General features: G+C 74.8%; 17 protein-coding genes and 1 pseudogene. 10 read left to right on the top strand and 8 right to left on the bottom strand.

Annotated features, from left to right (window positions below; translation table 11 throughout):
- Positions 1-106 precede the first annotated feature (106 nt).
- A pseudogene (locus tag OO47_RS33720) lies at positions 107-4583 on the top strand (hypothetical protein).
- 64 nt (positions 4584-4647) lie between these two features.
- Here OO47_RS33720 and OO47_RS31030 read toward each other — a convergent pair.
- Positions 4648-5016 carry a hypothetical protein gene (locus OO47_RS31030; RefSeq protein ID WP_051716099.1) on the bottom strand — a complete coding sequence of 123 codons (369 nt, stop codon included), beginning with the start codon at positions 5014-5016 and terminating at the stop codon, positions 4648-4650.
- Between the two features lie 438 nt (positions 5017-5454).
- Here OO47_RS31030 and OO47_RS31025 point away from each other — a divergent pair, with 438 nt between their 5' ends.
- From OO47_RS31025 to OO47_RS31010, 4 genes are read left to right on the top strand one after another with little or no spacing between them, the layout of a single operon-like run.
- Entirely contained in the window at positions 5455-8301 is a 2847-nt protein-coding gene (locus OO47_RS31025; RefSeq protein ID WP_078490079.1) for a nitrate- and nitrite sensing domain-containing protein, read from the top strand.
- On the top strand, positions 8298-8735 hold the full coding sequence (locus OO47_RS31020; protein ID WP_030215166.1) for a roadblock/LC7 domain-containing protein: 438 nt from the start codon (positions 8298-8300) through the stop codon (positions 8733-8735). The genes OO47_RS31025 and OO47_RS31020 overlap by 4 nt, the downstream gene beginning before the upstream one ends.
- A gap of 10 nt (positions 8736-8745) precedes the next feature.
- Entirely contained in the window at positions 8746-9171 is a 426-nt protein-coding gene (locus OO47_RS31015; protein ID WP_030215169.1) for a DUF742 domain-containing protein, read from the top strand.
- The gene (locus tag OO47_RS31010) at positions 9152-9757 is read left to right on the top strand and encodes a GTP-binding protein (protein WP_030215172.1); all 606 of its coding nucleotides are present in this window, start codon (positions 9152-9154) and stop codon (positions 9755-9757) included. Before OO47_RS31015 ends, OO47_RS31010 begins: the two co-directional genes overlap by 20 nt.
- Before the next feature lie 42 nt (positions 9758-9799).
- On the opposite strand, the gene OO47_RS31005 is transcribed toward OO47_RS31010, so the two are convergent.
- Positions 9800-10621: a M15 family metallopeptidase gene (locus OO47_RS31005; protein WP_030215175.1), complete on the bottom strand. Its 822-nt coding sequence runs from the start codon at positions 10619-10621 to the stop codon at positions 9800-9802.
- Positions 10622-10740: 119 nt separating this feature from the next.
- Here OO47_RS31005 and OO47_RS31000 point away from each other — a divergent pair, with 119 nt between their 5' ends.
- Positions 10741-11289, top strand: a complete 549-nt coding sequence (locus OO47_RS31000; RefSeq protein WP_051716104.1) for an NUDIX domain-containing protein — start codon at positions 10741-10743, stop codon at positions 11287-11289.
- Positions 11290-11343: 54 nt separating this feature from the next.
- Here OO47_RS31000 and OO47_RS30995 read toward each other — a convergent pair whose 3' ends face one another.
- Positions 11344-13638: a glycoside hydrolase family 31 protein gene (locus OO47_RS30995; RefSeq protein ID WP_030215182.1), complete on the bottom strand. Its 2295-nt coding sequence runs from the start codon at positions 13636-13638 to the stop codon at positions 11344-11346.
- Positions 13639-13852: 214 nt separating this feature from the next.
- Between OO47_RS30995 and OO47_RS30990 the strand changes: the two genes are divergently transcribed.
- Positions 13853-15823 carry an acetoacetate--CoA ligase gene (locus OO47_RS30990; RefSeq protein ID WP_030215185.1) on the top strand — a complete coding sequence of 657 codons (1971 nt, stop codon included), beginning with the start codon at positions 13853-13855 and terminating at the stop codon, positions 15821-15823.
- A gap of 54 nt (positions 15824-15877) precedes the next feature.
- Here OO47_RS30990 and OO47_RS30985 read toward each other — a convergent pair whose 3' ends face one another.
- Positions 15878-16972, bottom strand: a complete 1095-nt coding sequence (locus tag OO47_RS30985) for a CU044_5270 family protein (protein ID WP_030215188.1) — start codon at positions 16970-16972, stop codon at positions 15878-15880.
- A complete protein-coding gene (locus OO47_RS30980; RefSeq protein ID WP_234323356.1) occupies positions 16969-17688 on the bottom strand; it encodes an RNA polymerase sigma factor in 720 nt (239 codons plus the stop codon). Before OO47_RS30980 ends, OO47_RS30985 begins: the two co-directional genes overlap by 4 nt.
- A gap of 121 nt (positions 17689-17809) precedes the next feature.
- On the opposite strand from OO47_RS30980, the gene OO47_RS30975 reads away from it, so the two are divergent.
- Entirely contained in the window at positions 17810-19462 is a 1653-nt protein-coding gene (locus OO47_RS30975) for a serine protease (protein WP_199812364.1), read from the top strand.
- Between the two features lie 96 nt (positions 19463-19558).
- On the opposite strand, the gene OO47_RS30970 is transcribed toward OO47_RS30975, so the two are convergent.
- On the bottom strand, positions 19559-20878 hold the full coding sequence (locus OO47_RS30970) for an aminotransferase class I/II-fold pyridoxal phosphate-dependent enzyme (protein WP_030215197.1): 1320 nt from the start codon (positions 20876-20878) through the stop codon (positions 19559-19561).
- 85 nt (positions 20879-20963) lie between these two features.
- Between OO47_RS30970 and OO47_RS30965 the strand changes: the two genes are divergently transcribed.
- Positions 20964-22277 carry an MFS transporter gene (locus tag OO47_RS30965; RefSeq protein ID WP_280923823.1) on the top strand — a complete coding sequence of 438 codons (1314 nt, stop codon included), beginning with the start codon at positions 20964-20966 and terminating at the stop codon, positions 22275-22277.
- 24 nt (positions 22278-22301) lie between these two features.
- Complete coding sequence (locus tag OO47_RS30960; RefSeq protein ID WP_030215203.1) at positions 22302-23204, top strand: hypothetical protein; 903 nt, start codon at positions 22302-22304, stop codon at positions 23202-23204.
- Between the two features lie 81 nt (positions 23205-23285).
- Here OO47_RS30960 and ptsP read toward each other — a convergent pair whose 3' ends face one another.
- Both ptsP and OO47_RS30950 read right to left on the bottom strand, forming a co-directional pair.
- Positions 23286-24956 (bottom strand): phosphoenolpyruvate--protein phosphotransferase, encoded by a 1671-nt coding sequence (gene ptsP, locus OO47_RS30955; protein WP_030215205.1) that lies wholly within the window; start codon positions 24954-24956, stop codon positions 23286-23288.
- Between the two features lie 81 nt (positions 24957-25037).
- Complete coding sequence (locus OO47_RS30950; RefSeq protein WP_030215208.1) at positions 25038-25487, bottom strand: PTS sugar transporter subunit IIA; 450 nt, start codon at positions 25485-25487, stop codon at positions 25038-25040.
- Positions 25488-25906 lie beyond the last annotated feature (419 nt).

Here is a 25906-nt window from a genome sequence, read left to right as displayed (position 1 = left end):
GCTCCGGCGTGCTGCGCAAGTTCCTCCTCGCCGACGACTGCGGCCACGTCGCCCTGGAGTGGCAGCACACCCTCACCGGCGAACTCGTCGTCGTCGGCAGCGTCAGATGTGTATAAGAGACAGCCTCTACTCCATCGGCCCCGCCGGCGCGCGCTACGCCGACACGGTCCTGGACCTGCGCGGAGTCGGCGCCCCCGTGCCCCACCCCGCCCCCACCCAGGCGGAGTTCTTCGAGGACGAGCCGGTCGGGCTCCGGCGTGCTGCGCAAGTTCCTCCTCGCCGACGACTGCGGCCACGTCGCCCTGGAGTGGCAGCACACCCTCACCGGCGAACTCGTCGTCGTCGGCAAGGCCAGCGAGTGGCGCGGCCGCCAGGTCTCCAACGACCCGCGGAAGTTCGCCGAGGCCTGGTACTCCTTCCGGCCGGGGCCCGGCCTCAGCCTGGACAACCTCCCCGTCGCCGAGGCCACCTCGGTCCGCCCGCCCGTCGAGGGCGCCTCCGGCGCGCGCGGCCGCCGCCGCACCATGAAGGGCTTCCGCGACGCCCTGACCGAGGCCGGCAAGGCCTACCCGCACCTGGAGGTGGTCTGGGAGGAGATCCACGACCGCTGGAACGAGCACCTGGGCGAACTCGGCCTCGACCCCGAACTCTTCCGCTACCAGCGCGAGATGAACGCCGACGAGGGCGAGGCCGCCGGCCTCTTCGCGGTCAAGAAGGACTCCGACTTCACCGACCTGCTGCTGCGCGCCGTCACCGACACCCGCGACACCGACGGCCTCGCCGACCTCGTCGGCGGCTTCGGCAACAAGCTCGGCCGCCGCGCCGAACTCACCGCCGAACGCGACTTCACGGCCGGCTCCGTGGACCTCCTGAACCGGATCGTCGAGGCCGCCGGAGTCCGGGCCCACGCGCGCGAGGTCCACACCGCCGCCGAGCGCCGCACCCGCACCCTCGCCCGCCGGCTCTCCGCCCGCGCCGCCGAGGAGCGCGGCCGGGGCGCCGCACTCGCCCAGCAGGTCACCACCGCCTCCCACGCCGTCGCCGAGGCCGAGGACGCCCGCGGCCGCAGCGCCCTCATCGCCGCCGAACTCGCCTACCGGCACGCCTCCCTGGCCCTCGCCGCCGCCGAGAAGGGCGCGGCCTCCCAGCGCCGCGAACTCACCGACGCCCGCACCCTGCACTCCGCCTGGCAGGCCGCCGAGGCCGTCCTCCGCCACCGCGCCGCCGGCGACCGCTCCGCGCGCGTGGCCGCCGCCATCCGCGAGGCCGAGCGGGACGCCGCCCCCGCCCTCGCGGCCCGCGCCAGGGCCGCCGCCGACCTCGTACGGGCCCTCGCCGCCGCCGCCGAGGAGGGCGAGCGCCACGCGGCCGAGGAGGAGGAGCGCTCCACCGCCCTCCAGGAGGCGGGCGAGACGGCCCACCGCGACGCCACCGCCGCCGCGACCGGGGCCCAGCGCGCCCGCAGCGAGGCCGGCCACCTGCGCCAGCGGCTCGCCGAGGTCGAGCAGGAGACCGCCGAGGCCGTACGGGCCGGCTGGCTCGACGACACCGCGCCCGACGCCGACCCGGCCCGCGCCGCGCTCGCCGCCAGCGACGCCGAGAAGACCACCGTCGCCGCCTGGGACACCGCCCGCGAGACCGCCCGCGCCGCCATCGAACGCGCCCGCGAGGCCGCCGCCGCCGAGTCCCGGGCCGAACTCGCCGCCGCCCGCGCCGCCGACGCGGCCGAGGCCGCCGGGAACGCCTACGACGCGGAGCGCCGCGCCGCCGAGTCCCTGGCCGCCGAAGCACGCCTCGTCGAACTCCTGGGCCTGCCCGCCGCCGGGGACGACGGCGCGCCCCACGGGGGAGCGCTCACCGTCACCGACCTCGACCGGTGCGCCGACGAACTGCGCTCCCTGCTCGACGGTGCCGTCTCCTCCGCCGAGCGGCAGCTCTTCGACCTGCGCACCGCCGCCGCCGACGACTCCCGCATCCTCGGCGCCCTCGGCGACGGCGGCCTGCTGCCGCCGGGCCCCGACGTCCTCGCCACCGTCGAGCACCTCGGGGAGCACGGCATCCCCGCGCTCCCCGGCTGGCGCTACCTCGCCCAGGCCGTGGACCCCGCCGACCACGCGCGCGTGCTCGCCGCCCGCCCCGAGCTGGTCGACGGCGTCGTCATCACCGACCCCGTCTCGTACGGACGCGCCCGCGAGGTCCTGGCCGCCGCCGCCCTGCTGCCCCGCTCCGCCGTCGCCGTCGGCACCGCCGCCGCCCTGCTCGCCCCCGTACCGGCGCGGGCGGACGGGGAGGACCCCGGCGTCTTCCTCGTACCGCCGAACCCGGCCATGCACGACGAGCACGCGGCCGACGAGGAGCGGCACGCCCTGCGCGCGCGTGCCGCCGCCCGCGACGAGGAGATCCGCGCCCTCGCCGCCCGCCTCGCCGGCGACCGCTCCCTCGCCGCCCGGATCGGCGCCTGGCGCGCCGACTGCCCGCCCGGCATGCTCGCCGAGCTCGCCGCCGCAGCCGAGGCCGCCCGCGAGAGCGCCGGGACGGCCGCCGCGACCCTCGAAGAGGCCCGCACCGCCCGCGCGGAGGCCGACGAGACCGCCGCCGAGGCGATCCGCGTCCGCGACGAGCGCCAGGAGGCCGCCCAGCGCGCCCGCCGGGTCGCCGACGCCCTCGCGGGCCTGGCGTTCCGGCTGCGCGAGCGGTCCGCCTGGCAGGCCAGGCTCCGCGAACTCGCCGACGACGCCGCCGAGTACGAGGCCCGCGCCCAGACCTGCCTGGAGCGCGCCCGGGCCGCCGACGAGGACCGCCGCGCCGCCCAGCGCGCCGCCGACGACGCCCACCGCACCGCCCGCGCCCTGCGGGCCGAGCGCGCCGAGATCGCGGGCGCCCCCGACCCGCTCCCCGAGGCGGACCCGGCCGCGCCCCGCACCGCCCTGCCCACCCTCCGCGAGGCCTACCGGGCCGCGTCCCAGCTGTACGAGAAGGTCGGCGTCGGCGCCGACCTGCGCGCCGAGCAGGCCCGCGCCGAGAGCGACGAGTCCGCCGCCCTCGCCGAGCTGAACCGCCTCACCAACAAGGTCCGCACCCGCGCCGAACAGCTCCTGGAGTCCACCGACGGCGCCGACGGCCCGTCCCGGCAGGCCGCCGCCGCCCGCGCCGAGTCCCTGGTCCAGATGCTGGAGACCCGCGCCTCCGAGGCGAGCGAGAAGCTCGGCCGGCTCCGCGGCGAGGCCGAGCGCCTCGCCCCCGAGGACGGCGAGGCGCACACCGAACTGCCCGAGGAGCTGGTCCCCGCCGACGCCGAGCAGGCCCAGACCCTCCTGCGGACCGCGACCGCCGAACTGGCCTCCCGCAGCGCCGCCCTTGAGTCGGCCCGCGCCGCCCACGCCGGGCTGCTCCGCGACCACCGGGCCGCCGAGGACGCGGCCGGCGGCTTCGAGGAGACGGCGGCCCTGCTGCGGGACCTGCTCCGCGACCACGCGGACGAGGAGCAGGAGGAGGCCGAGCCGTACCCCGGCAGCCTGGAGGAGGCCCGTACGGCGGCCACCGAGGCGCGCCGGGCGCTGCGCGGCCGGACCGGCGAGCTGTCCGCCGCCGACGCCGCCGTGCGCGAGGCGAGCGACGTCCTCGTCCGGCACGCCAACTCCACCCGCTACGAGCAGGTCCGCACCCCGGCCCGCCAGCAGATCCGCGAACTCCCGGCGTCCGCGCTCCCCGAGCACGCCGCCAAGTGGGCCGAGGCCTTCGCGCCCCGGCTGCGGGTCCTCACCGACGAGCTGGAGCAGCTGGAGCGCAACCGGGACTCGATCGTGGACCGCCTCCGCGGCCTGGTCGAGTCCTCCCTCGCCACGCTCCGCTCGGCCCAGCGACTCTCCCGGCTCCCCGAGGGCCTGGGCGAGTGGTCCGGTCAGGAGTTCCTGCGGATCCGCTTCGAGGAGCCCGACCAGGCCACCCTCGCGGAGCGGCTCGGCGAGGTCGTGGACGAGGCCACCCGCGCCGCCGTCAAGAAGAACTCCGACCTGCGCCGCGACGGCATGTCCCTGCTCCTGCGGGGCGTGCAGGCGGCCCTCGAACCCAAGGGAGTCTCCGTCGAGATCCTCAAGCCGGACGCGGTGCTGCGCGCCGAGCGGGTCCCCGTCGGGCAGATGGGCGACGTCTTCTCCGGCGGCCAGCTGCTCACCGCGGCCATCGCCCTGTACTGCACGATGGCGGCGCTCCGCTCCAACGACCGGGGCCGCGACAAGCACCGGCACGCGGGCACGCTGTTCCTGGACAACCCGATCGGCCGCGCCAACGCCACGTACCTCCTGGAGCTCCAGCGGGCCGTGTCGGACGCGCTGGGCGTCCAGCTCCTGTACACGACGGGCCTGTTCGACACGACCGCGCTCGCCGAGTTCCCGCTGGTGATCCGGCTCCGCAACGACGCCGACCTGCGGGCGGGACTGAAGTACATCAGCGTGGAGGAGCACCTGCGCCCGGGGCTTCCGCAGACCGACCCGGAGGGGGAGGCGATCCACGGCGAGATCACGGCGACGCGCATGTTCCGCCGCCACCAGTCCGACGACCCGGCCCCGACGGACGCCGCGTAGAGGATCCTCCGGGCAACGGAGAGCGGCCCGGCCCCCACCGGGGCCGGGCCGCTCTCCGTTCTCCTCAGGCCGCCTCGGACAGCGGCGCCGCCTCCATCCGGTCCTCGTCGCGCCGCGCCCGCAGCGGCGGACGCGCCGTGCTGCTCGGCTCCGACACCACCCCGTTGCGCTGACGCCACACCTGACGGGTGATCCAGACGTCGAGCACGCTCCAGGTCGCCACGACCGTCGAGGCCACCGCGGTGAGCGTGATCGGGAACGCCAGCCACGAGCCCGCGAGGCTGCAGAAGAACGCCACCACCGCCTGGATGAGCGTCACCGATGTGATCAGCACGGCCCGCACCGCGGCGTTGCGCACCGGATCGGGCATCCGCCGCCGGCCCCGCTCCTCCTCCACCCACAACTGCCGCGCCGACCGCGCCTCGTGTTCCATTGCCCTGTCACTCCCCACCACTGAACGACTCCAGGGAGACGGCTGCCCGTTGTGAGCGCCTTTACGCGGACAGAACCCTCCCCGTACCCAATGACGCGCGACAGAGGGAAAAGGTTTCGCCTTGTCAGGGATGAAAGCGAGACCGCGTACGAACGGAACGCACAGTTCCAGCCATCTCCGCAGGCCGGCGGAGCGGCACGTCAGTGGGTGTCCTGCGCCACAGTGGCCGATCTCAACTCCCTGAATAACGGGACATCTCATGATCGACGCTCACTCGACAGGCTGAAAATAGCCCGGACACACCTTCGGGATGGTCGCGATGCAGTAGTAGGCTCGCGCCGCCGTTTGTTGAAACTCAAGGTTGACGCCGTGTGTTGACGCCCGACGTCACGACGTGAAGGACCCTCGCGACGAACGGGGGCCGAGCTGGGGGAGGCCATGCGCTTTCGCGGGAAGTCCATCCGCAGGAAGATCGTGGCGTTGCTGCTCGTACCGCTCGTCTCGCTCACCGGCCTGTGGGGCTTCGCCACGGTCCTCACCGGCCGCGAGGCCGACCAGCTCCTCGACGTCGGCTACATCGTGGACAAGGTCGGCTACCCCCTGGAGGACACCGCCCGGCTCATCCAGCTCGAACGCCGCCAGTCCCTCATCTACCTCGCCGACCCCCGCGGCTCCGACGCCCTCGCCTCGCTCCAGGACACCCGCCGGGCCACCGACCGGCAGATCGCCCGCATCCGCGCCAACGCCGCCGAGCCCGGCGTCCGCGAGGAGATGCGGCCCGTCACCGCCCAGCGGATCGACAGCCTCCTCGAAGCGCTCGACGGCCTCGAATCGATCCGCCGCTCCGTGGAGAACCGCGGCATCGGCCGCATGCAGGCCCTCGAGTTCTACAACCGCCTGGTCGACCCCTGCTACAGCTTCCTCATCACCCTCCACGCCCTGGAGAACGTGGAGATGGACAAGCAGGGCCGCGCCCTCGTCGGCGTCACCCGCGCCCGCGAACTGCTCTCCCGCGAGGACGCCCTCGTGCTCTCCGCGCTCGTCGCGGACCGCGTCACCGCCCAGGAGATCCGCGCGATATCCGACCTGATCGCCAACCGCAAGCAGTTCTACGACGTCAACCTCGAACTCCTGCCGGCCGCCGAGCGCACCCGCTTCGAGAAGTTCTGGCGCGGCCCCGAGACCCTGCCCCTGCGCACCGCCGAGAACGCCCTCGTCGAACAGGGCCCCACCGGCAGCCCGCGCGCCGTCACCGCCGCCCACTGGCAGGACCACGCCGGCCCCGTCCTCGACGCCCTCGCCCGCGAGAACACCGCCGCGGGCGACCGCTACCAGGAGCGCGTCCAGCCCGCCGCGTACGGCGTCCTCCTCAAGGCCGGCGTCGCCGGAGTCCTCGGCTTCCTCGCCCTGCTCGCCTCGATCGTCATCTCCGTCCGCATCGGCCGCGAACTCGTCCGCGACCTGCGCCGCCTCCAGAAGGAGGCCCAGGAGGTCTCCGGCGTCCGCCTGCCCAGCGTCATGCGCAGGCTCGCCGCCGGCGAACAGGTCGACGTCACCACCGAAGTGCCCCACCTGCGCTACGGGGAGGACGAGGTCGGCCAGGTCGGCCAGGCCCTCAACACCCTCCAGCGCGCCGCCGTCGAGGCCGCCGTCAAACAGGCGGAGCTGCGCCGCGGCGTCTCCGAGGTCTTCGTCAACCTCGCCCGCCGCAACCAGGTCCTGCTCCACCGCCAGCTCACCCTCCTCGACACCATGGAGCGGCGCACGGAGGACACCGAGGAACTGGCTGACCTCTTCCGGCTCGACCACCTCACCACCCGCATGCGCCGGCACGCCGAGGGCCTCGTCATCCTGTCCGGCGCCGCCCCCTCCCGCCAGTGGCGCAAGCCCGTCCAGCTCATGGACGTCGTCCGCGCCGCCGTCGCCGAGGTCGAGGACTACGAGCGGATCGAGGTGCGCCGGCTTCCCCGCCTCGGCGTGGGCGGCCCCGCCGTCGCCGACCTCACCCACCTCATCGCCGAACTCCTGGAGAACGCCACGGTGTTCTCCCCGCCGCACACCGCCGTCCAGGTGCTCGGCGAGCGGGTCGCCAACGGCTTCACCCTGGAGATCCACGACCGCGGCCTCGGCATGAACCCCGACGCCCTGCTCGACGCCAACCTCCGGCTCGCCGAGACCCCCGAGTTCGAGCTGTCGGACACCGACCGCCTCGGCCTCTTCGTGGTCAGCCGGCTCGCCCAGCGGCAGAACGTCCGCGTCTCGCTCCAGACCTCCCCGTACGGAGGGACCACCGCGGTCGTCTTCATCCCGGCCGCGCTGCTCACCGACGCGCCCGAGACGGAGGGCGCCGGCTTCCGCCTGGACCGCAAGGTCTCCGACCGCGCCGACGGCGACTCCACCGCCCTGCCCACCCGCCGCCCGGCGCTCGCCAGGGTCCCCGACGTCACCACCGGCGGCCCCCTCGACGGCCCCGTCGAGCTGGAGGCCCCGCTCGAAGACGACTTCGACGCGCTCCTCGACCGGTCCGCCGACCTCCTCGACGACACCGAGAGCGAGCGCGGCGGCCTCTTCAAGCCCCGGGAACGGCGCCGCACCGGCCTCGCCCCGGCGGGCGAGCAGCACGACCAGGCCCCGGACCGGACCGCCGCCGGCCGCGACGAGCCCGCCGACGAGGCCGTCCGCCGCCCCGTACCGCTGCCGCGCCGCCACACCCCGACCCTCGTCGTGGACCACGGCCGCCGCCTCGACGGTCCCGACCGCGCCCACCCGGCCCCCGGCCGGGCGCACCCCGCCCCGGGCCGCCAGGGCAACGGCCACGAGGACCACCAGGGCCCGAACCTCGTCCCCGTACGCCCGGGAGGTCCCGTACGGCCGGGAAGCCCCGTACGCCCGGGAAGCCCCGTACCGCCGGAAGGGCTCGCGCGGCAGAAGGGCTCCGCCGAGCCCGGCGGCTCCGGCCGGCCGCAGCCCCCCGTTCCGCCCGCGACCGCCCCCGCCCCGCGGGAGACCCCCGCACGGCCGGAGGCCCCGGTCCTCTTCGACGGTCTGCCCCGCCGCGTCCGCCAGGCCAGCCTCGCCCCCCAGCTGCGCGAGGCCGACCGCAAGGCCGGCACCGACAAGGAGTCCGCCGCGCCCGCCGGACCGGATGCCTTCGAGCGCGACGCCGAGGAGGTGCGCGCCCGCATGGCCGCCATGCAGCGCGGCTGGCAGCGCGGACGCCGGCACACCACCGACCCTGACGACCCGACAGCACCAGGAACGACACCCGAGGGGGACGGTCGATGACCGCACCGAACGCCGCAGCATCCAGCACGACCTCCGGAAACGGCGAACTGAACTGGCTCCTCGACGAGCTCGTCCAGCGCGTCGGCTCCATCCGGAAGGCCCTGGTGCTCTCCAGCGACGGCCTTCCCACCGGTGCCTCCCAGGACCTGACCCGGGAGGACGGCGAGCACCTGGCCGCCGTCGCCTCCGGCTTCCACAGCCTCGCCAAGGGCGTCGGCCGCCACTTCGAGGCGGGCAAGGTGCGCCAGACGGTGGTCGAACTGGAGGACGCCTTCCTCTTCGTCACGGCCGCCGGCGACGGCAGCTGCCTGGCGGTGCTCGCGGACGCCGACTCCGACGTCGGCCAGGTCGCCTACGAGATGACGCTGATGGTGAAGCGGGTCGGAGCCCACCTGGCGACGGCCCCCCGGACCGGACTGCCCTCGGGAGGGTGAGTGGGACGGCATGAGTGACGAAGCCGAGCGGAACCTACCCGTGGAGGGACGCGCCCCGCGCCCCCACCACTGGTTCGACGACGAGGCCGGACCGGTGGTCCGCCCGTACGCGATGACCCGCGGCCGGACGAGCGCCGCCACCCGCCACCGGCTCGACCTGATCGCGCTGGTCGTCCCCGAACCCGCCGCCGAAGACCCCGGCCGGGACCAGACGCTCTCCCCGGAACACGTGGAGATCGTCGAACGCTGCTCCGAGCAGCCCCAGTCGATCGCCGAGCTCGCCGCCGGACTCGACCTCCCCGTCGGGGTGGTCCGGGTCCTCGTCGGCGACCTCGTCGAGGACGAACTCGTCCACGTGACCCGCCCCGTTCCGCCTGCCGAGCTGCCGGACGTGAACATCCTCCGCGAGGTGATCAATGGCCTTCGGGCGCTCTAGCCGCACCAAGCCCTACGTCGAACCGGTGACCCTGAAGATCCTCGTCGCCGGCGGGTTCGGGGTCGGGAAGACGACCCTGGTGGGCGCGGTCAGCGAGATCAGGCCCCTGCGGACCGAGGAGATGCTCAGCGAGGCGGGCCGGCCCGTCGACGACCTGCACGGCGTCGAGTCCAAGACGACCACCACGGTCGCCATGGACTTCGGTCGGATCACGCTGCGCGAGGACCTCGTCCTGTACCTGTTCGGCACGCCCGGCCAGGACCGCTTCTGGTTCCTCTGGGACGAGCTGGCCCAGGGGGCCCTGGGCGCGATCGTCCTCGCGGACACCCGCCGCCTGGAGGACAGCTTCGCGGCCATCGACTACTTCGAGCGGCGCGGCATCCCGTTCACGGTGGCGGTCAACTGCTTCGAGGGCGCCCAGCGGTTCCCCGCCGAGAGCGTGCGCGGGGCCCTCGACCTGGACCCCGAGGTCGAGCTGGTCATGTGCGACGCCCGGGACCGCGAGTCCGTGAAGAACGTCCTCGTGGCGGTCGTCGAGCACGCCCTCGTCCTCGCCGACCGCCCGCGCGCGGCCGTCACCTCCTGATCCCCCGGTGGAGGGCCCGACGAGGGGCCCTCCACCGGGGGATCAGTGCCCGGCGACCGACCTCCGCGCCACCGGGAAGTCGAAGAAGGTGTCGGGGAACGGCTCCGGCCTGAACGTGAAGTGCCACCACTCCTCCGGCAGGTTCACGAACCCCTGCTCGGCGAGCACCCCCTTGAGCAGCTGCCGGTTGGCCCGCTGCGCACCCGTGATCCGGGGGTCGTCGGTGTGCGAACGCGTGTCGAAGCAGTCGTAACCCGTCCCCATGTCCACGGAGTTGTCGGGGAACCGCTCCTCCCGCGGCGCGTAGCACTCCACGAGCCTCTCGCCCGGCCGGTACGCGCGCGTGGGCAGCGCCGGCAGCCGCACGATCGTCAGGTCCACGGTCGAGCCCCGGCTGTGCCCGGACTTCTCCGCGATGTAACCGTCCGCGAACAGCCTCGACTTGTCGACGAGCGGATAGAACTCCTCCTTCATCCGCTCGTCCTCCAGGTCCTCCGCCCACCGCACGAAGTGGTCGACGGCCCGCTGCGGCCGGTAGCAGTCGTACACCTTCAGCGTGTGGCCCCGGGCGAGGAGCCGCACCTGCGCCCGGTGCAGCGCCTCCGCCGCCGGCCGGGTCAGGACGCACAGCGGCTGCCGGTAGCCGTCCACCGGCACGCCCGTGAAGTTGTGCGCCGTCGTGTAGCGCATCTCCTGGAGGATCGTCCGGTCCACGGCGTCGAGGGCCACGAACTCCCGCGGCGCCTTGGGCTCCGGAGCGGCCGAGGCCGGGGGAGCGGGTGCGGCGACGGAACCGGTGAGGGCGAGCAGCCCGGCGGTGGCCGTGACGGCGAGGGTACGGAGGGCGGAGGCGAGTCCTGTCATGCGCCCCCGTCTACCAGTTCCGGCAGCGCCGGGAAAGGGCGATCGCATACGGTCGTGGCGTGACCGAACCGACCGTGCGGCCTCCCACCGCGAAGAGCTCGCCCGTGCAGCCTGCGACCGTGACCGAACCGACCGTGCGGCCTTCCACCGCGAAGGGCTCGCCCGTGCAGGACTCCCACTGTTCCTCCTGCGGCGCGGCCCACTCCGCCGACGCGGGCTGGCCCCGCACCTGCCCGGGCTGCGGCCGCACCGCCTACCGCAACCCGCTGCCCGTCGCCGTGGCCCTCCTGCCCGTCACGGACGCGGACGGCACCACGGGACTCGTCGTCGTCACCCGCGCCATCGAGCCGCAGCGGGGCGGGACCGCGCTCCCCGGCGGCTTCGTCGACCACGGCGAGGACTGGCGCGCCGCCGTCGCCCGCGAACTGCGCGAGGAGACCGGCATCGAGGCCGCCGCCGAGGAGGTCCGCCTCGCCGACGCGATGAGCTCCCCGGGCGGCCACCTCCTCCTCTTCGGCCTCCTCCCGGCCCGTCCGGCCTCCGCCCTGCCCGCCTCGGCGCCGACGGACGAGACCACCGGCCACCACCTCCTCCGCGCCCCGGAGGAACTGGCCTTCCCGCTCCACACGGAGGCGGTACGGAAGTGGTTCGCGGGGGAGTACGGCTGAGGGCACGGGGACCCGGCCGGCGGCCCGGCCCCCGGCCCGGGCCGGTGCCCCGCCTCAGAGCCCCCGCACCCGCACGGGCAGCCCCGCCTCCGCGACCCCGTCGTCCGTCACCCGCTCCACCACCACCCGCCCGTCCACCAGGCGCGACTGGTACCGCTCGATCTCGGCCGGCTCCCAGCCGTCCCCCGTGTCCCGTACGACGAGCCCTCCGCCCGTCCGCCCGGCGGCGGGCGCCCACACCTCCAGGACCGTGCCGCCCTCCTCGCCCCGCACCGGGAGCACCGCGCCCGCCCGGGCCAGGACCGGCACCCGCGACAGCGGCGCGTCGAGCAGCACCTGCCCGGGCCCCTCGTACGCCCGCCCCGTCGACGTGTCGTACCAGCGTCCGCGCGGCAGCCGCACCGCCCGCCGGTCGGCGCCGTGCGTCAGGACCGGGGCCACGAGCAGCGCGTCGCCGAGCAGGAACGCGTCCTCGCAGTCCCGCAGCGCCCGGTCCTCCGGCGTCCCCCACCACACGGGCCGTACGTACGGGGCGCCCGTCATCCGGGCGAGCCGCGCCAGGGTCGTGAAGTACGGCCGCAGCCGCTCCCGTTCGGCCAGCGCCACGCGCGCGTACTCCACGATTTCAGGCCCGAACTCCCACGGCTCGTGCGGCCCGGGGCCGGTCCCCGCGCGCGTGCGGAACAGCGGGAGCCACGCCGCCAGCTGGTACCGGCGCAGGAACAGCTCCGGCGACGACCCGCCATCGGCTCCGGAACCCTCCACGTCCGGCCCCGAGTACGGCACCCCGCACAGGCCGAGCCCCAGGACCAGGGAGAGCGAGGCCCTCAGCCCCGGCCACCCCGCCGGCAGTCCGCCCGCCCAGGTCCCGCCGTACCGCTGCACGCCGGCCCAGCCGGAGCGCGACAGGAGGAAGGGCCGCTCGTCGGGCCGCAGCCGGCGCAGCCCCTCGTACTCGGCCCGGGCCGCCGCCAGGCCGCGCACACCGCTCGTCTCCCGGTGATCGGCGTCGCGCGGCCGGTCCCCGGGCTCCGCCCGCACCGCCGGGTCCACGGCGGCCACCAGCCGCACGCCCCCCTTCCACAGCTCCTCCGCGAGACCGGACAGACCGTCCGAGCGCCCGGCATCCGAGCGCCCGGCATCCGGGTGCCTGGTGGCCGGGTGCTCGGTGTCCAGGTGTACGGCGGACAGCGGAAGCCCGTGCTGCCGGTACGCGTCCACCGCCCCCCGCACCTCCGCCGCACCCCCGGAGCCCTCGCGCGCGTGCTGCGGGCCCAGCGCCCAGGACGGCGGGAGCGCGGGCGCGCCCGTGAGCGCCGCCCAGCCGTGCAGCACGCGCGCGGGGGTGCCGACCACCACCCAGCAGCGCAGCGGACCGCCCTCCATCCGGACCTCGCAGGTCCCGGGCCGGTCGTGTCCGGACCCGGCCCCCTCCTCGCCCTCGGAGAGGGCGACCCGGCCGTCCCAGGAGCTGTCGTGGAACACCAGGTGCGTACCGGCGTCCGAGACGATGAACTGCACGGGCATGACGAGGCGCGGCGGAACGTCCCCGGGCCCCGACCCGGACCCGAACCCGAACCTTGACCCCGACCCGGACCCGGACCCGGACCCGAGCCTTGACCCGGACTCGAGCCCTGACCCGGGCCCGGACCCCGACCCCGACCCCGGCCCGGATCTGAACCCGATCCTGAGCCCGGACCCCAGCCCCAGCCCCTGCCCGACCCCAGCACCCCTTCGCGAAGCCGCGCCCCGCAGCCCGTACGAGCCGTCCCGCAGCCGCAGCCCTCCCGGTCGCCCGCCGAGCCCGAAGAACCGCGCGTCCGCCGGCACCTCGCTCCGTTGCACCCAGCGCGCGGCCCCGGAAGGCCCGGCGGCCCCGGCGGCCTCCACCGGCTCCCACCAGCGCGGCGGCAGGTCACGCCGGAGCAGCAGCCCGCCCGGCGTCCGGACCTCCACCGCCCCGTGCCGGGAGACCGCCACCGTGACCCGCTCCGACACGATCCGCCACCCGCCGTCCGTGTCCGGTTCCAGGGCCGCGCGGGGGTCCGGCTCGGGCGCCTCGCCGGCCAGCGCGTACGAGGGCAGCGGCCCGGCCCCGTCCCACCCCCAGAACACCGTGCCGCCCGCCGACACGCACAGCCGCAGCGAGGACCGCGCGAACCGGATCGTCCCCCCGCCCGGCGCCGGTTCCGCCGCCTCCGCGAGCCCCGGCACCCGGGCCCGCTCCGGCCCCCTCGGGGGCGTCCCCCACGCGTCCGTACGGCGCTGCCGCCACGCCGACCGCACCGTCCGCAAGCCCTCCCCGGAACCGAACACCTTCATCGAACGCAGCAGTTCACGACCGTCCATGCGGCTCACCCTGCCACCCGGAAAAGACGGAACGAGCCGGGTTCAACTGCCGTTCACCCGTGGTGGGAGCACATATTCAACTACCGGACCATGGGCGGGCAGCCCTGGTGCGAAAGACGATCACATGGCATCGTCCTGTCAGCCGCGTCGCGCGCACACCCCAGCACGTGCGCGGGACACACGCAGACCCCGCGTACAGCCAGGGAGCCGCCCCATGACATCAGCGCAGACCGAGCCGCTCTGGCAGCCGGACGAGGAACGCATCGCCACGGCCGCCGTCACCCGCTTCCAGTCCTGGGCGGCCGAGCACCACGGCGCCCCGGCCGAGGGCGGGTACCCGGCGCTCCACCGCTGGTCGGTCGAGGAGCTCGAAGCGTTCTGGCGGGCGGTCGCCGAGTGGTTCGACATCCGCTTCTCCACCCCGTACGAGCGCGTCCTCGGCGACCGCTCGATGCCCGGCGCCGACTGGTTCCCCGGCGCCACCCTCAACTACGCCGAGCACGCCCTGCGCGCCGCCGACGAGCGCCCCCACGACACGGCCCTGCTCCATGTGGACGAGACACATGAGCCCGCGCCGACGACCTGGGCCGAGCTCCGCCGCCAGGTCGGCTCCCTCGCCGCCGAGCTGCGCGCCCTCGGCGTACGCCCCGGCGACCGCGTCAGCGGCTACCTGCCCAACGTCCCGCAGTCCGTCGTGGCCCTCCTCGCCACCGCCGCCGTCGGCGGCGTGTGGACCTCCTGCGCCCCGGACTTCGGCGCCCGCAGCGTCCTCGACCGCTTCCAGCAGGTCGAACCGGTCGTCCTCTTCACCGTCGACGGCTACCGCTACGGCGGCAAGGAGCACGACCGCCGCGACACCGTGGCCGAACTGCGCGCCGAACTCCCGACCCTCCGCGCCGTCGTCCACATCCCGCTCCTCGGCACCCCGGCCCCCGAGGGCACCCTCGCCTGGGACGACCTGGTCGCCGCCGACACCGAGCCGGTCTACGAGCAGGTCCCCTTCTCCCACCCGCTGTGGGTCCTGTACTCCTCCGGCACCACCGGCCTGCCGAAGGCGATCGTCCAGTCCCAGGGCGGCATCCTCGTCGAGCACGTCAAGCAGCTCGGCCTGCACTGCGACCTGGGCCCCGAGGACGTGTTCTTCTGGTACACCTCCACCGGCTGGATGATGTGGAACTTCCTCGTCTCCGGCCTGCTCACCGGTACGACGATCGTCCTGTACGACGGCAGCCCCGGCTATCCCGACACCGCCGCCCAGTGGCGCGTCGCCGAACGCACCGGCGCCACCCTGTACGGCACCTCCGCCGCGTACGTGACGGCCTGCGCCAAGGCGGACGTGCACCCCGGCCGCGACTTCGACCTCTCGGCCGTGAAGTGCGTCGCCACCACCGGCTCCCCGCTGCCCCCCGACGGCTTCCGCTGGCTCCACGACGAGGTCCGCGACAACCTCTGGATCGCCTCCGTCAGTGGCGGCACGGACGTCTGCTCCTGCTTCGCCGGCGCCGTCCCCACCCTCCCCGTCCACGTCGGCGAGCTCCAGGCCGCCGGCCTCGGCACCGACCTCCAGGCCTGGGACCCCTCGGGGAAGCCCGTCGTCGACGAGGTCGGCGAACTCGTCGTCACCAACCCCATGCCGTCCATGCCGATCCGCTTCTGGAACGACCCCGACGGCAGCCGCTACCGCGACAGCTACTTCGAGATGTTCCCGGGCGTGTGGCGCCACGGCGACTGGATCACGATCACCGACCACGGCTCGGTCGTCATCCACGGACGCTCCGACTCCACCCTCAACCGGCAGGGCGTCCGCATGGGGAGCGCCGATATCTACGAGGCCGTCGAACGCCTCCCGGAGATCCGCGAATCCCTCGTCATCGGCCTGGAGGAGCCGGACGGCGGGTACTGGATGCCGCTCTTCGTCCACCTCGTGGAGGGCGCCGTCCTGGACGAGGAACTGGTCGCCCGCATCAAGCGGACCATCCGCTCCGAACTCTCCCCGCGCCACGTCCCCGACGAGATCATCGAGGTCCCGGGCGTCCCGCACACCCTCACCGGCAAGCGCATCGAGGTCCCGGTCAAGCGCCTCCTCCAGGGCACCCCGCTCGCCAAGGCCGTCAACGCCGGCTCGGTCGACGACCTCGGCCTCCTCCACTTCTACGAGACCCTGGCCGCGAACCGCCGCGCCTAGACGTACGAACGCCTCGGGCCCCGATCCACCAGGATCGGGGCCCGGAGCGTTTCCCTACGCCTTCGGCAGCTCACCGGGCGCGGCGGCGGCCCCCTTCACGAGCACCGCCGACGCGCCGAGGACGGTGCCCGCCCGCCCGGCAGGCGTGGTCTCGGTGAGGACGGTCCGCTCCCCGAGGAACGCCGACGTCGTACGGTCGAAGATCCACTGCGTCTGCTCCCCGTGGGCGGTACGGACCACGGCGACGCCCTCGCGACCGGCCGCGTCGGTCGCGGACGGCAGCACGGCCACGCCCGGGATCAGGGCCGCGGCCCGGTACAGCGCGGCGGTGACCTCCGGGGGAGCCCAGGTCTCGGCGACCAGCGTCCCGATCGCGGCGAACGCCCGCTGGTCGGCGTCACCCCCGGGGTCCCCGGTCCCCCGGGTCTGCTCGCGGACCAGCCGCAGCAGCGCCTCCGGGTCCGTGGGAAGCGCCGCCACGTACGCGTGCGTCGGATTCGTGACGGACGGCGCCTCCGTCCCGAGGGTGGTCTTCCGGGGTACGGCTCCGGGACGGTCCAGCTCGTACACGGGCGCCCGGGACCCGAGCGGCGTGTCGGCGGCCCCCGCCTTGCGCAGCAGCCCGGGGCGGCTGCCGTCGGGGGAGAGCCACACCTCGCGCGCGCGTGCGGGCGGCAGCACGGCGGGGCCGCCGCCCGCGTCGCGTCCGGCGTACGAGACGAGGCTCTTCACGTAGACGTACTCCCCGGGCCGCACCTCCGGCGCGGGCGCGGCGGCCGCGGCGAGCGCCGCGTGGGACAGGAACCGCACGGCCTCGGACGGGGCCGGCTGCCCGACCGTGACCCGACCCGGCGACCCGCCCGGCGTCTCCCCGGGCGCGAGCACGACGACACCGGCGACGAGCGCGCACGCGACCGCGGGAGCGACGATCCGACCGAACCGGAACCCCGGACGCGTCCGGCGTTCGGGCGACGGCCCCGCACCGCCGTCGGCGGCGAGCGCGGACCGCAGGACGGCGTGCCGCAGTTCGAGGTTCCGCTCCGGCGCCGGGTCGGGCACCGGCGGCGGGGGCAGCAGCTCGGCGAGCTCGGCCCGCAGCAGCGCGTCCGCGTCGGCGCCGTGCGGCGGGCGGGGGGTGAAAGCGTTCATGCCTGCTTCTCCGGATTCGATCGGGACGAGAGGGGACCTGCCGCCGGTACGGACGGCTGGGCGGACGGCGGTACGGGCCGATGCCCGGGTACGGGGACGGGCGCGGGTTCGCGCCCGCCGGCCGCGCGGACGGGACCGCCCGCCCGGACGGCGACGGCGGCGGACCGCTCGCGCCGCCGCGCCGCCCTCAACTCGGCGTCCGCGAGCTTCCGCAGCCGTTCGCGCGCGCGGGACAGCCGGGAGCGGACGGTCCCGACCGGGATGCCGAGGGCCTCGCCGGCCGCCGCGTAGTCCAGACCGGCCCACACCACGAGCGTGAACACCTCGCGCTCGCGCCGCCGGAGCCTGCCCAGCGCGACGCGGGCGGCCCGTATCTGCTCCCCGTCCGCCATCCGGGCGAGGACGTCGTCGGCGAAGTCCGGCAGGACACCGCGCTCGGGGAGCCGGGCGAGGGCCGCGTCCCGCCGCCGGGCCTCGCGGGCGGCGCCGCGCATGACGTTGGTCGCGATGCCGAGCAGCCACGGACGCAGGCTCCCGCCGTCGGCGCGCAGCTTCCCGCGACAGCGCCAGGCCTCCAGGAAGGCGGCGGAGACGACGTCCTCCGCGGCCGCCCGGTCCCCGCACACCCGGAACGCGTAGTGGTACAGCACGCGTGCGTGCTCGTCGTACGCCTCTCCGAGCGCCGAGGGGTCCCCGGCGCGGAAACGATCTCTCATAGGTGATTCCACACCTGGTACTGGGTGGAGGTTCGTCCACGTTCCCGTGACCTGGAACACACCCCTCCGCACTGTGGCCCAGGTCACGGGAACGCCCTCGCCGCCACGAGCAGTGCTGAGCATGAACGATTCCTCGACACCCAGCCGGACGACGACACCCAGCCGCACGACGGCATCCCCCCGCACCGCCCAGGGCGCGCCCCGCCCCGCGTTCCGCCGCAGGGCCCTCCGCGTCCTCGCCCTCGCCGGAGTCCTCTCCGGCACGACGCTCTCCGCGCTGCCCCCGACCGCCGTGGCGGCGGCCCGCGTCCCCGAGACGCACACCCTGACGATCCGTCACCTCGATCGCCAGGGAGCCGCCACCGACGCGTACCGGACCCGCGTCACCGGCATCTCGGGCCCCGGCGCCTCCGAGGCGGTCACGCCCCACGACGACTCCGGCACGGTCACCGTCCGCCTCCCCGAGGGTCGCTATCTGCTCGACTCCACCGTGGTCGGACGCGAGGAGGGCTCCGAAACCGACTGGATCGTCCAGCCCCGCCTGGACCTGGACCGCGACACCACGGTCACCGTCGACGCCCGCACGACCGCCCCCGTCGACGTCCGCCCTCAGGATCCGGAGGCCCGCTTCCTCAGCCGCCTCGGAGCCGTCGAGGTCACCCACGGCGGCACGACCCGCTTCGCGAACGTCATGGCCGGCCCCGGCCTGCGCGTCGCCCACCTCGGCCCCGACGCCGAACCGGGCTCGGTCAAGGAGTGGTTCGACACCTACTGGGCCGGCGCGACCACCGACTACGCCCTCGGCTACACCTTCACCTCCTCACGCGCCCTGACCGGCCTCGTCCGCCACCCGTCCCCCTCCTCCCTCGCCGCCGTCAAGGTCCGCCGCGCCGCCCCGGACGGCGACACCGGAACCGCGTTCGCCTCCGTCCAGCCCAGCGCGGGCCCCACCGTCGGCCTCGTCCAGCCCCTCCGGCCGCTCGGCACCGCGACCGTCCTCGTCACCCCCGAGCGGGGCCGGTGGAACGTCGAGTACGAGGGTCCCTCCGCCCCCGGGGAGACGCCCAACCGGTACGCCCGGAACGGGTTCGCGGTGCGCGCGGGCGCCACCACCACCCACACCTTCGACAACGCCGTCTTCGGCCCGGCCCTCGACACCGAGCCCGGCGCCCGCCCGGCGGGCGTCCGCGACGGCGCCGCCCTCTCCCTCGACGTGCCGCTGCTCGCCGACGGCGAGGGCCACGCGCCGAGCGCGCCGCGCTTCCGCGCCGCCACCACCACGCTCCACCGCGACGGGGTCCTGATCGGCACCCGCCGGGGCGAGCCCGGCCGGGGCACGTTCACCACCACCCCGGGGGCGGCCTCGTACCGACTGACCGCCACCGCGACCCGCGGCGACGGCGCGGCGCCGAGCGGGCGCGTCACCGCCGCCTGGACCTTCACCTCGGCCGCGACCGCCCGCCCGACCGCTCTTCCCCTCAGCACCGTCCGCTTCACCCCGGCCCTCGGCCTCGACGGCACCGCCCCGGCGGACGACCGGATGCGCGTGCCGGTGACCGTCCAGGGCGCGGCGGCCGGAACGGGTGTCCGCTCCCTGGCCGTGTCGGTGTCGACCGACAACGGCACCACCTGGACCCGCGTCCCCGTCGCCGACGGCCGCGCCGCCTTCCGCAACCCCGCCGCCGGCCGGTCCGTCTCGCTCCGCGCCGAACTCACCGACACGCGGGGCAACACCCTCACCCAGACCCTGACGAACGCCTACCGCACCCGCTGAGACACCGCCCCACGGCGCCCCGGGACGCTCCGGGGAGACCCCCTCTCCGGAGCGTCCCCGTACTTCCTCCCCGTACGCAGTCAACCCCGTATGCCGTCAACCCCCGTACGTGGCCTGCCCGTCACCCAGCGCCTCCGCGAAGTCCGCCGCCAGCCGCACCGCGTCGGCGGGTGCGAGCGTCGCCGTCGTGATCCGCACCGCGGGCGGGGACGCGATCCGGAACCGCGCCCCCGCGGCGACCCACCAGCCCCGTGTCCGCAGCCCGTTGACCACGTCCGACTCGCCTCGCACCGGCACCCACACGTTCAGCCCGCTCGCCCCCACCGCCCGGATCCGGTACGCGCCGAGCGCGTCGATCAGCGCCGCGCGCCGCTCCGCGTACGCCTCCTCGCCCGCCGCCACGAGCGCGCGTACCGCCCCGTCGGTGAACAGGTCCACCACGGTCTCCTGGAGCACGTGACTGACCCAGCCCGAGGTCATGAGCATCCGCCCGTCGTGGCGCGCCAGGGTCGTCGCGTCGCACGCGACCCCGGCCCACCGCAGGTCGACCCCCAGATGCTTCGACACCGTCCGCACCTGCGCCCACCGGTCGAGCCCGGCCGCCGCGAGCGTGTACGCGGCGGCCCCGCCCACCTCCGCGTTGTGGTCGTCCTCGACGACCAGCACCTCGGGGAACTCCCGCAACACCGCGACCAGTTCGTCCCGCCGCGACCGGGTGAAGAACGCCCCGGTCGGACACTGCCCCCGGGGGCTGCACACCACCGCGCGCACCCCGCCCCGCAGCGCGGCCCGCAGCGCATCCGGTACGAGCCCCTCGCCGTCCACCGTCACCGGCACCGTCCGCAGCCCGAGCGCGGGCACCAGGTCGAGCAGGTGATGGAAGCCGGGGTCCTCCACGGCCACGGCATCCCCGGGCCGCAGCTCCGTCGAGAGCAGCCGCGCGACGCAGTCGAGCGCCCCGTGCGCGAACGTCACGTGCCGCGCGGGCACCCCGTCCCGCCGGAACCACGTCCTGGTCAGCTCTTCGAGGGCCGCGAGACGCGGCGCCGCGCGATGGGAGCCGTACACGGGCGTGACGGCGGCCGGCGGACGCAGTACGGGAAGGAAGGCGGGGTCCGGATGCCCGTCGGCGAGGTCCACCAGGCCGTCCGGGACGCGCGGCGGGCGCCGGGAGGCCACCGGCGGCGCCCCGGCCACCACCGTCCCGCCCCGGCCCCGGGTGACGACCAGGCCCCGCCGCCGCAGCTCCTTGTAGGCCGTGGCGACGGTCCCCGGGCTCACCCCCAGCCCGTCCGCGAGCCGCCGCACCGGCGGCAGGGCGTCCCCCGGGGCGAGCCCGCCCTCGGCCACGCCCCGCTCCACGGACGCGGCAATCCCCTTGGCCGTCGCCCCTTCGATCGAATATTGTGCTGCCACGTAACTGAGTATGTATCAATACAAAATTGAGCGCAAGACGTCCACGGCACGGAACGAAACCCGTGGCACGCGCACAGGGGGACCCATGAGCCGCACCACCCGAGCACTCCGCAAGGAACGCGCGCCCCGCGAAGGACGCACACCCCTCAAGGACCGCATCCCCGGCGGCGCCGACGGCCGCCGCATGCTCCTCATCGGCTTCATCGACAAGTGCGGCACCGGCCTCTGGTCCACCGCCACGGCCCTCTACTTCACCTACGTCACCGGCCTCGGTCTCGGCCAGGTCGGCCTCCTCCTCGGGATATCCGGCGCCGCGGGCATCGCCGGAGCACCCCTCGGCGGACGCCTCGCCGACCGCTTCCCCCTCGTTCGCGTCATCATCTGCACCCAACTCCTGCGCGCCGCCGCCCTCCTCGCCCTCCTCACCACCGACCACTACCTCCTGCTCGTCCTCTTCTCCGCCGCCGGCGCCCTCCCCGACCGCGCCACCAACGTCCTCACCAAGCTCTACGCCACCCGCGTCGCCGGCCCCGACCGCGTCCGCTACCAGGCCGTCAACCGCACCACCTCCAACATCGGCTGGACCCTCGGCGGCCTCGGCGCCGCCGCCGCGCTCGCCGTCGGCTCCACCGCCGCCTTCCAGCTCCTCCTCGTCGGCGACGCCCTCTCCTACCTCGTGATGGCCGTCCTCACCCTCCGCTGCGCCGAGCCCCCCTCCCCGGGCACCTCCCGCGTCGCCGCCTCGTCCGCCGACGCCGCCCCCGCGACCAAGCCCTCCAACCCCTGGCGCGACCGTGGCTTCCTCCGCTTCACCGCGGGGGAGACCGTCTTCTTCCTCCACGACTCGATCCTGCAAGTCGCCCTGCCGCTCTGGATCGTCCACGCCACCGACGCCCCCGTCGGCCTCGCCCCGCTCCTCCTGGTCGTCAACAGCGTCCTCGTCGTCCTCTTCCAGGTCCCGCTCTCCCGCTTCGGCACCACCACCGAGGCCGCCCGCCGCCTCTTCACCCCGCTCGCGGTCCTCTTCGTCATCGGCACGCTCGCCGTCGGCGCCTCCGCCCTCGGCGGCCCCGCCCTGGCCGTCGGTGCCCTGATCACCGCGGCCGTCGTCCTCACCTTCGCCGAGATGATCCACACCATCGCCTCCTGGGAGATCTCCGTCGCCCTCGCCCCCGACGACGCCCAGGGCGCCTACCTCGGAGTCCACGGCCTCGCCCAGTCCACCCAGCGCTTCGCCGGCCCCCTCCTCGTGACCGGCCTCGTCTCCGCCGGCCCCTTCGCCTGGCCCGTCCTCGGCGCGGCCCTCGCCGCCACCGCCGCCGCCCAGAACCGCCTCGTCCGCCGACGCCTCCCCGGATCGTCACTGTCAGTGGCGAAGGTTACGGTGAGTGAGCACTGATCGGACCGTCACCAAGGGGGAGACATGACACGGACCGGAACCACCCCGAACAACCTCCGCCGCGCACTGCGCCGCGAGATCCCCAGCACCGTCGGACTCCTCGCCGACGAGCAGGACTTCGCGGCCATGCGCCGTTACCGCACGTTCCCCTTCACCGACCACACCACCTACCTGCGCCAGGTCGAAGCCCTTCTCAGGACCCTCGCCCGCCAGGGCGGTCACACCACCGTCGCCCTCTTCGACCCCGAGGAGTACGCGGCCTGGTGCGCCGAGACCGACACCGACCCCGACCTGCCCGAGAGCCGCAGCCGCTTCACCGCCCACCTCGCCGCCGTCGGAGCCCGCGTCGCCTACACCGGGCAGCCCCTCACGACCCTCCTGCCCGAACTCGTCGACACCGCCGTCCGCCAGGCCACCTGGGAGTACGCCACCACCGTCCTCGCCACCGCCGGCGACTGCGCGAGCTGCGGCAAGGACATCGGCAAAGCCGCCTACGAGCGGGCCGCCGGCCTGCTCGTGCGCCTCCTGGAAGCGGCCGGACCGGGCATCCACCACCTCGTCTGCAGCGTCCCCGTCGCCGACGACCAGCTCCTCGCCGTCCTCCACGCCGGCGGCACCGCACCATCCGAGGCCACCACCGACACCGGACCCGCCGCGGAGTTCACCGCCGTCCTCGCCGCCGGCATCGCCCTCGCCGCACCCGGCGGACTCGTCCTGCGCACCACCGCCCCCGACACCCCCGACCGCCTCCACGGCTGGCGCCTCACCGACGGCACCCTGACCCCGCTCACCGAGGCCGAGGTCTTCTCCGCCTACTGCACCGACGCCCGCACGGGAGAACCCCTCTCCCCGGAACCCGGCGTCGAGTACCGCGCCGGCTTCCCCCTCGTCCCCGGCCCCGACGACGACTGGACCACCCACCACTGACCACCGGCCCCACGCACGACGAAGGGGCTCCCCGCCACCTCCGTGACGGAAAGCCCCTTCGTCGTCTCCCGCTCCCGGGGATCACTCCCCGGACAGCACCGCCTGCGCGGCCAGCCGCGCCTCGTGCGCGGTGTCCGCGGCCCGCGCCGCGGCCGCCGCACGCTCGCACTGCGCCAGCGTGTACTTCGCCAGCGTCGCCCGCACGTACGGAATCGACGCCGCACCCATGGAGAGGGAGGTGACACCCAGACCCGTCAGCACACACGCGAGCAGCGGATCCGAAGCGGCCTCGCCGCAGACGCCACAGCTCTTGCCCTCGGCCTTGGCCGCCTCGGCGGACAGCGCCACCAGGTCGAGCAGCGCCGGCTGCCACGGGTCCTGGAGCCGAGACACCGCACCGACCTGCCGGTCGGCCGCGAAGGTGTACTGCGCCAGGTCATTGGTGCCCAGCGACAGGAACTCGACCTCCTGCAGGATCGAGCGCGCCCGCAGCGCGGCCGACGGGATCTCGACCATCGCACCGAACTTCGCCCGCAACCCCGCCTCACGGCAGGCGTCGGCGAACGCCTTCGCGTCCGTACGGTCCGCCACCATCGGGGCCATGACCTCGAGGTACACCGGCAGCCCCTCGGCCGCCTTCGCGAGCGCGGAGAGCTGCGTCCGCAGCACCTCCGGGTGGTCGAGCAGCGACCGCAGCCCCCGCACGCCCAGCGCCGGGTTCGGCTCGTCCGCCGGGGTCAGGAAGTCCAGCGGCTTGTCGGCGCCCGCGTCGAGCACCCGCACGACCACGCGTCCCTCGGGGAACGCCTCCAGGACCTGGCGGTAGGCCTCGACCTGCTTCTCCTCGGACGGCGCCTTCTTGCTGTCGTCCAGGAAGAGGAACTCCGTACGGAACAGACCGACGCCTTCCGCACCGGCCTCCACCGCCGCCGGCACGTCCGCCGGACCGCCGACGTTGGCCAGCAACGGCACCTTGTGCCCGTCCGAGGTCGCCCCCGGCCCGGTGGACGTCGCCAGCGCGGCCCTGCGCTCGGCGGCGGCCCTCGTCAGCTCCGCCTTCTTCTCCTCGCTCGGGTCCACGAACAGCTCGCCCGTGGAACCGTCGACCGCGATGAGCGTGCCCTCGGCCAGCTCGCCCGCGCCCGGCAGTGCCACGATGGCCGGCACGCCCAGGGCCCGCGCGAGGATCGCGCTGTGGCTGGTCGGCCCGCCCTCCTCGGTCACGAACCCGAGCACGAGCGCCGGGTCGAGCAGCGCCGTGTCGGCGGGCGCCAGGTCCCGCGCGATCAGCACGTACGGCTCGTCGCTGTCCGGCACGCCCGGCATCGGCACGCCGAGCAGCCGCGCCACGATCCGGTTCCGCACGTCGTCCAGGTCGGCGACCCGGCCCGCCATGTACTCGCCGGCCCCGGCGAGCAGCTCGCGATAGTGCGAGAAGGCGTCGTAGATACCGCGCTCGGCCGTGCTGCCGACCGCGATCCGGCGATCCACGTCGGCGATGAGCTCCGGGTCCTGCGCGATCATGGCCTGGGCCTCGAGAACCGCCTGGGCCTCGCCGCCGGCCAGGTTGCCCCGGGCGATCAGATCCGCGGCCACGGCCTCCACGGCCTGACGGGCACGCCCCTGTTCGCGCTCCGCCTCCTCGGCCGGAATCGACTTGGCCGGCGGCTCCAGAACCGCAGTGCCCATGTGCCGTACCTCGCCGATCGCCACCCCGTGGCTGACGCCGACGCCTCGCAGCGTTGTCTCCATCTCACCCGTCTCCGATTGAGCGACGGCCCCGGCCGCCGCGTTGAATGTCGAACTCGCGGTCGTCACGACGGACGAACCGGCTCAGCTCCAGCCGAAGAGGCTGTCGCCGGTGGTCACCTCGCCGGTCTCGGCGACGTCGGAGAGCGAGTCCGGGGTGGCCTCCAGGGCCACGACGGGACAGATGGGGGACTTGCCCGCGGCCTCGACCGCGGCGGGGTTCCAGCGCACGACGGCCTGGCCGCGCGTCACGGTGTCGCCCTTGCTGACGAGCAGCTCGAAGCCCTCGCCGTTGAGCTGGACCGTGTCGATGCCGAGGTGCGTCAGCACGCCGTGCCCCTCGCCGTCGACGACGACGAAGGCGTGCGGGTGCATGGAGACGATGACCCCGTCGACGGGGGAGACGGCCTCGGAAGGCTCGCGTACGGGATCGATGGCGGTACCGGGACCGACCATCGCACCGGAGAAGACCGGATCGGGAACTGCGGCGAGACCGATGGCACGGCCGGCGAGCGGCGAGGTCACGACTGTCATGGGAAGCCTCCCAGGGGCGGAGATTGTGTGGCGCCGTCACTACCTGTCCTGGACGGCGAACTGTTCCGAAGCGTATGTCATGAGAAGTCCCGGTTCCGCACGAGACGTACCAGTTGGGCGGAGCTAGGGACTACCGGCGACGGTTTGCCTCTACTGACGGTGGGATGTACTGTCGTACTCCTGCCTGACCCCAACGCGGCCTTGAGTCGCGGGTCGGCAGCACCTATCAAGCCAGATCCTAACCCCAGTGGTCTACACCTCTGCGTGCTCGCAGCGGGACGTGGTCAGGGGGACCGAGAAAGCCTGGTAATGTTTGACCCCGCCGGAAGGCCCCCGGAGTGAAAGCGAAAGGGACCGGAAAGCACCGAGGAAATCGGGTCGGAAAGATCTGATAGAGTCGGAGACGCAAGACCGAAGGG

The organism is Streptomyces bikiniensis (genome assembly GCF_000716625.1).
GTDB lineage: Bacteria > Actinomycetota > Actinomycetes > Streptomycetales > Streptomycetaceae > Streptomyces > Streptomyces bikiniensis.
Note: the sequence above shows the minus strand (reverse complement) of the source record. Positions and strands in the feature narration are given on the sequence as shown.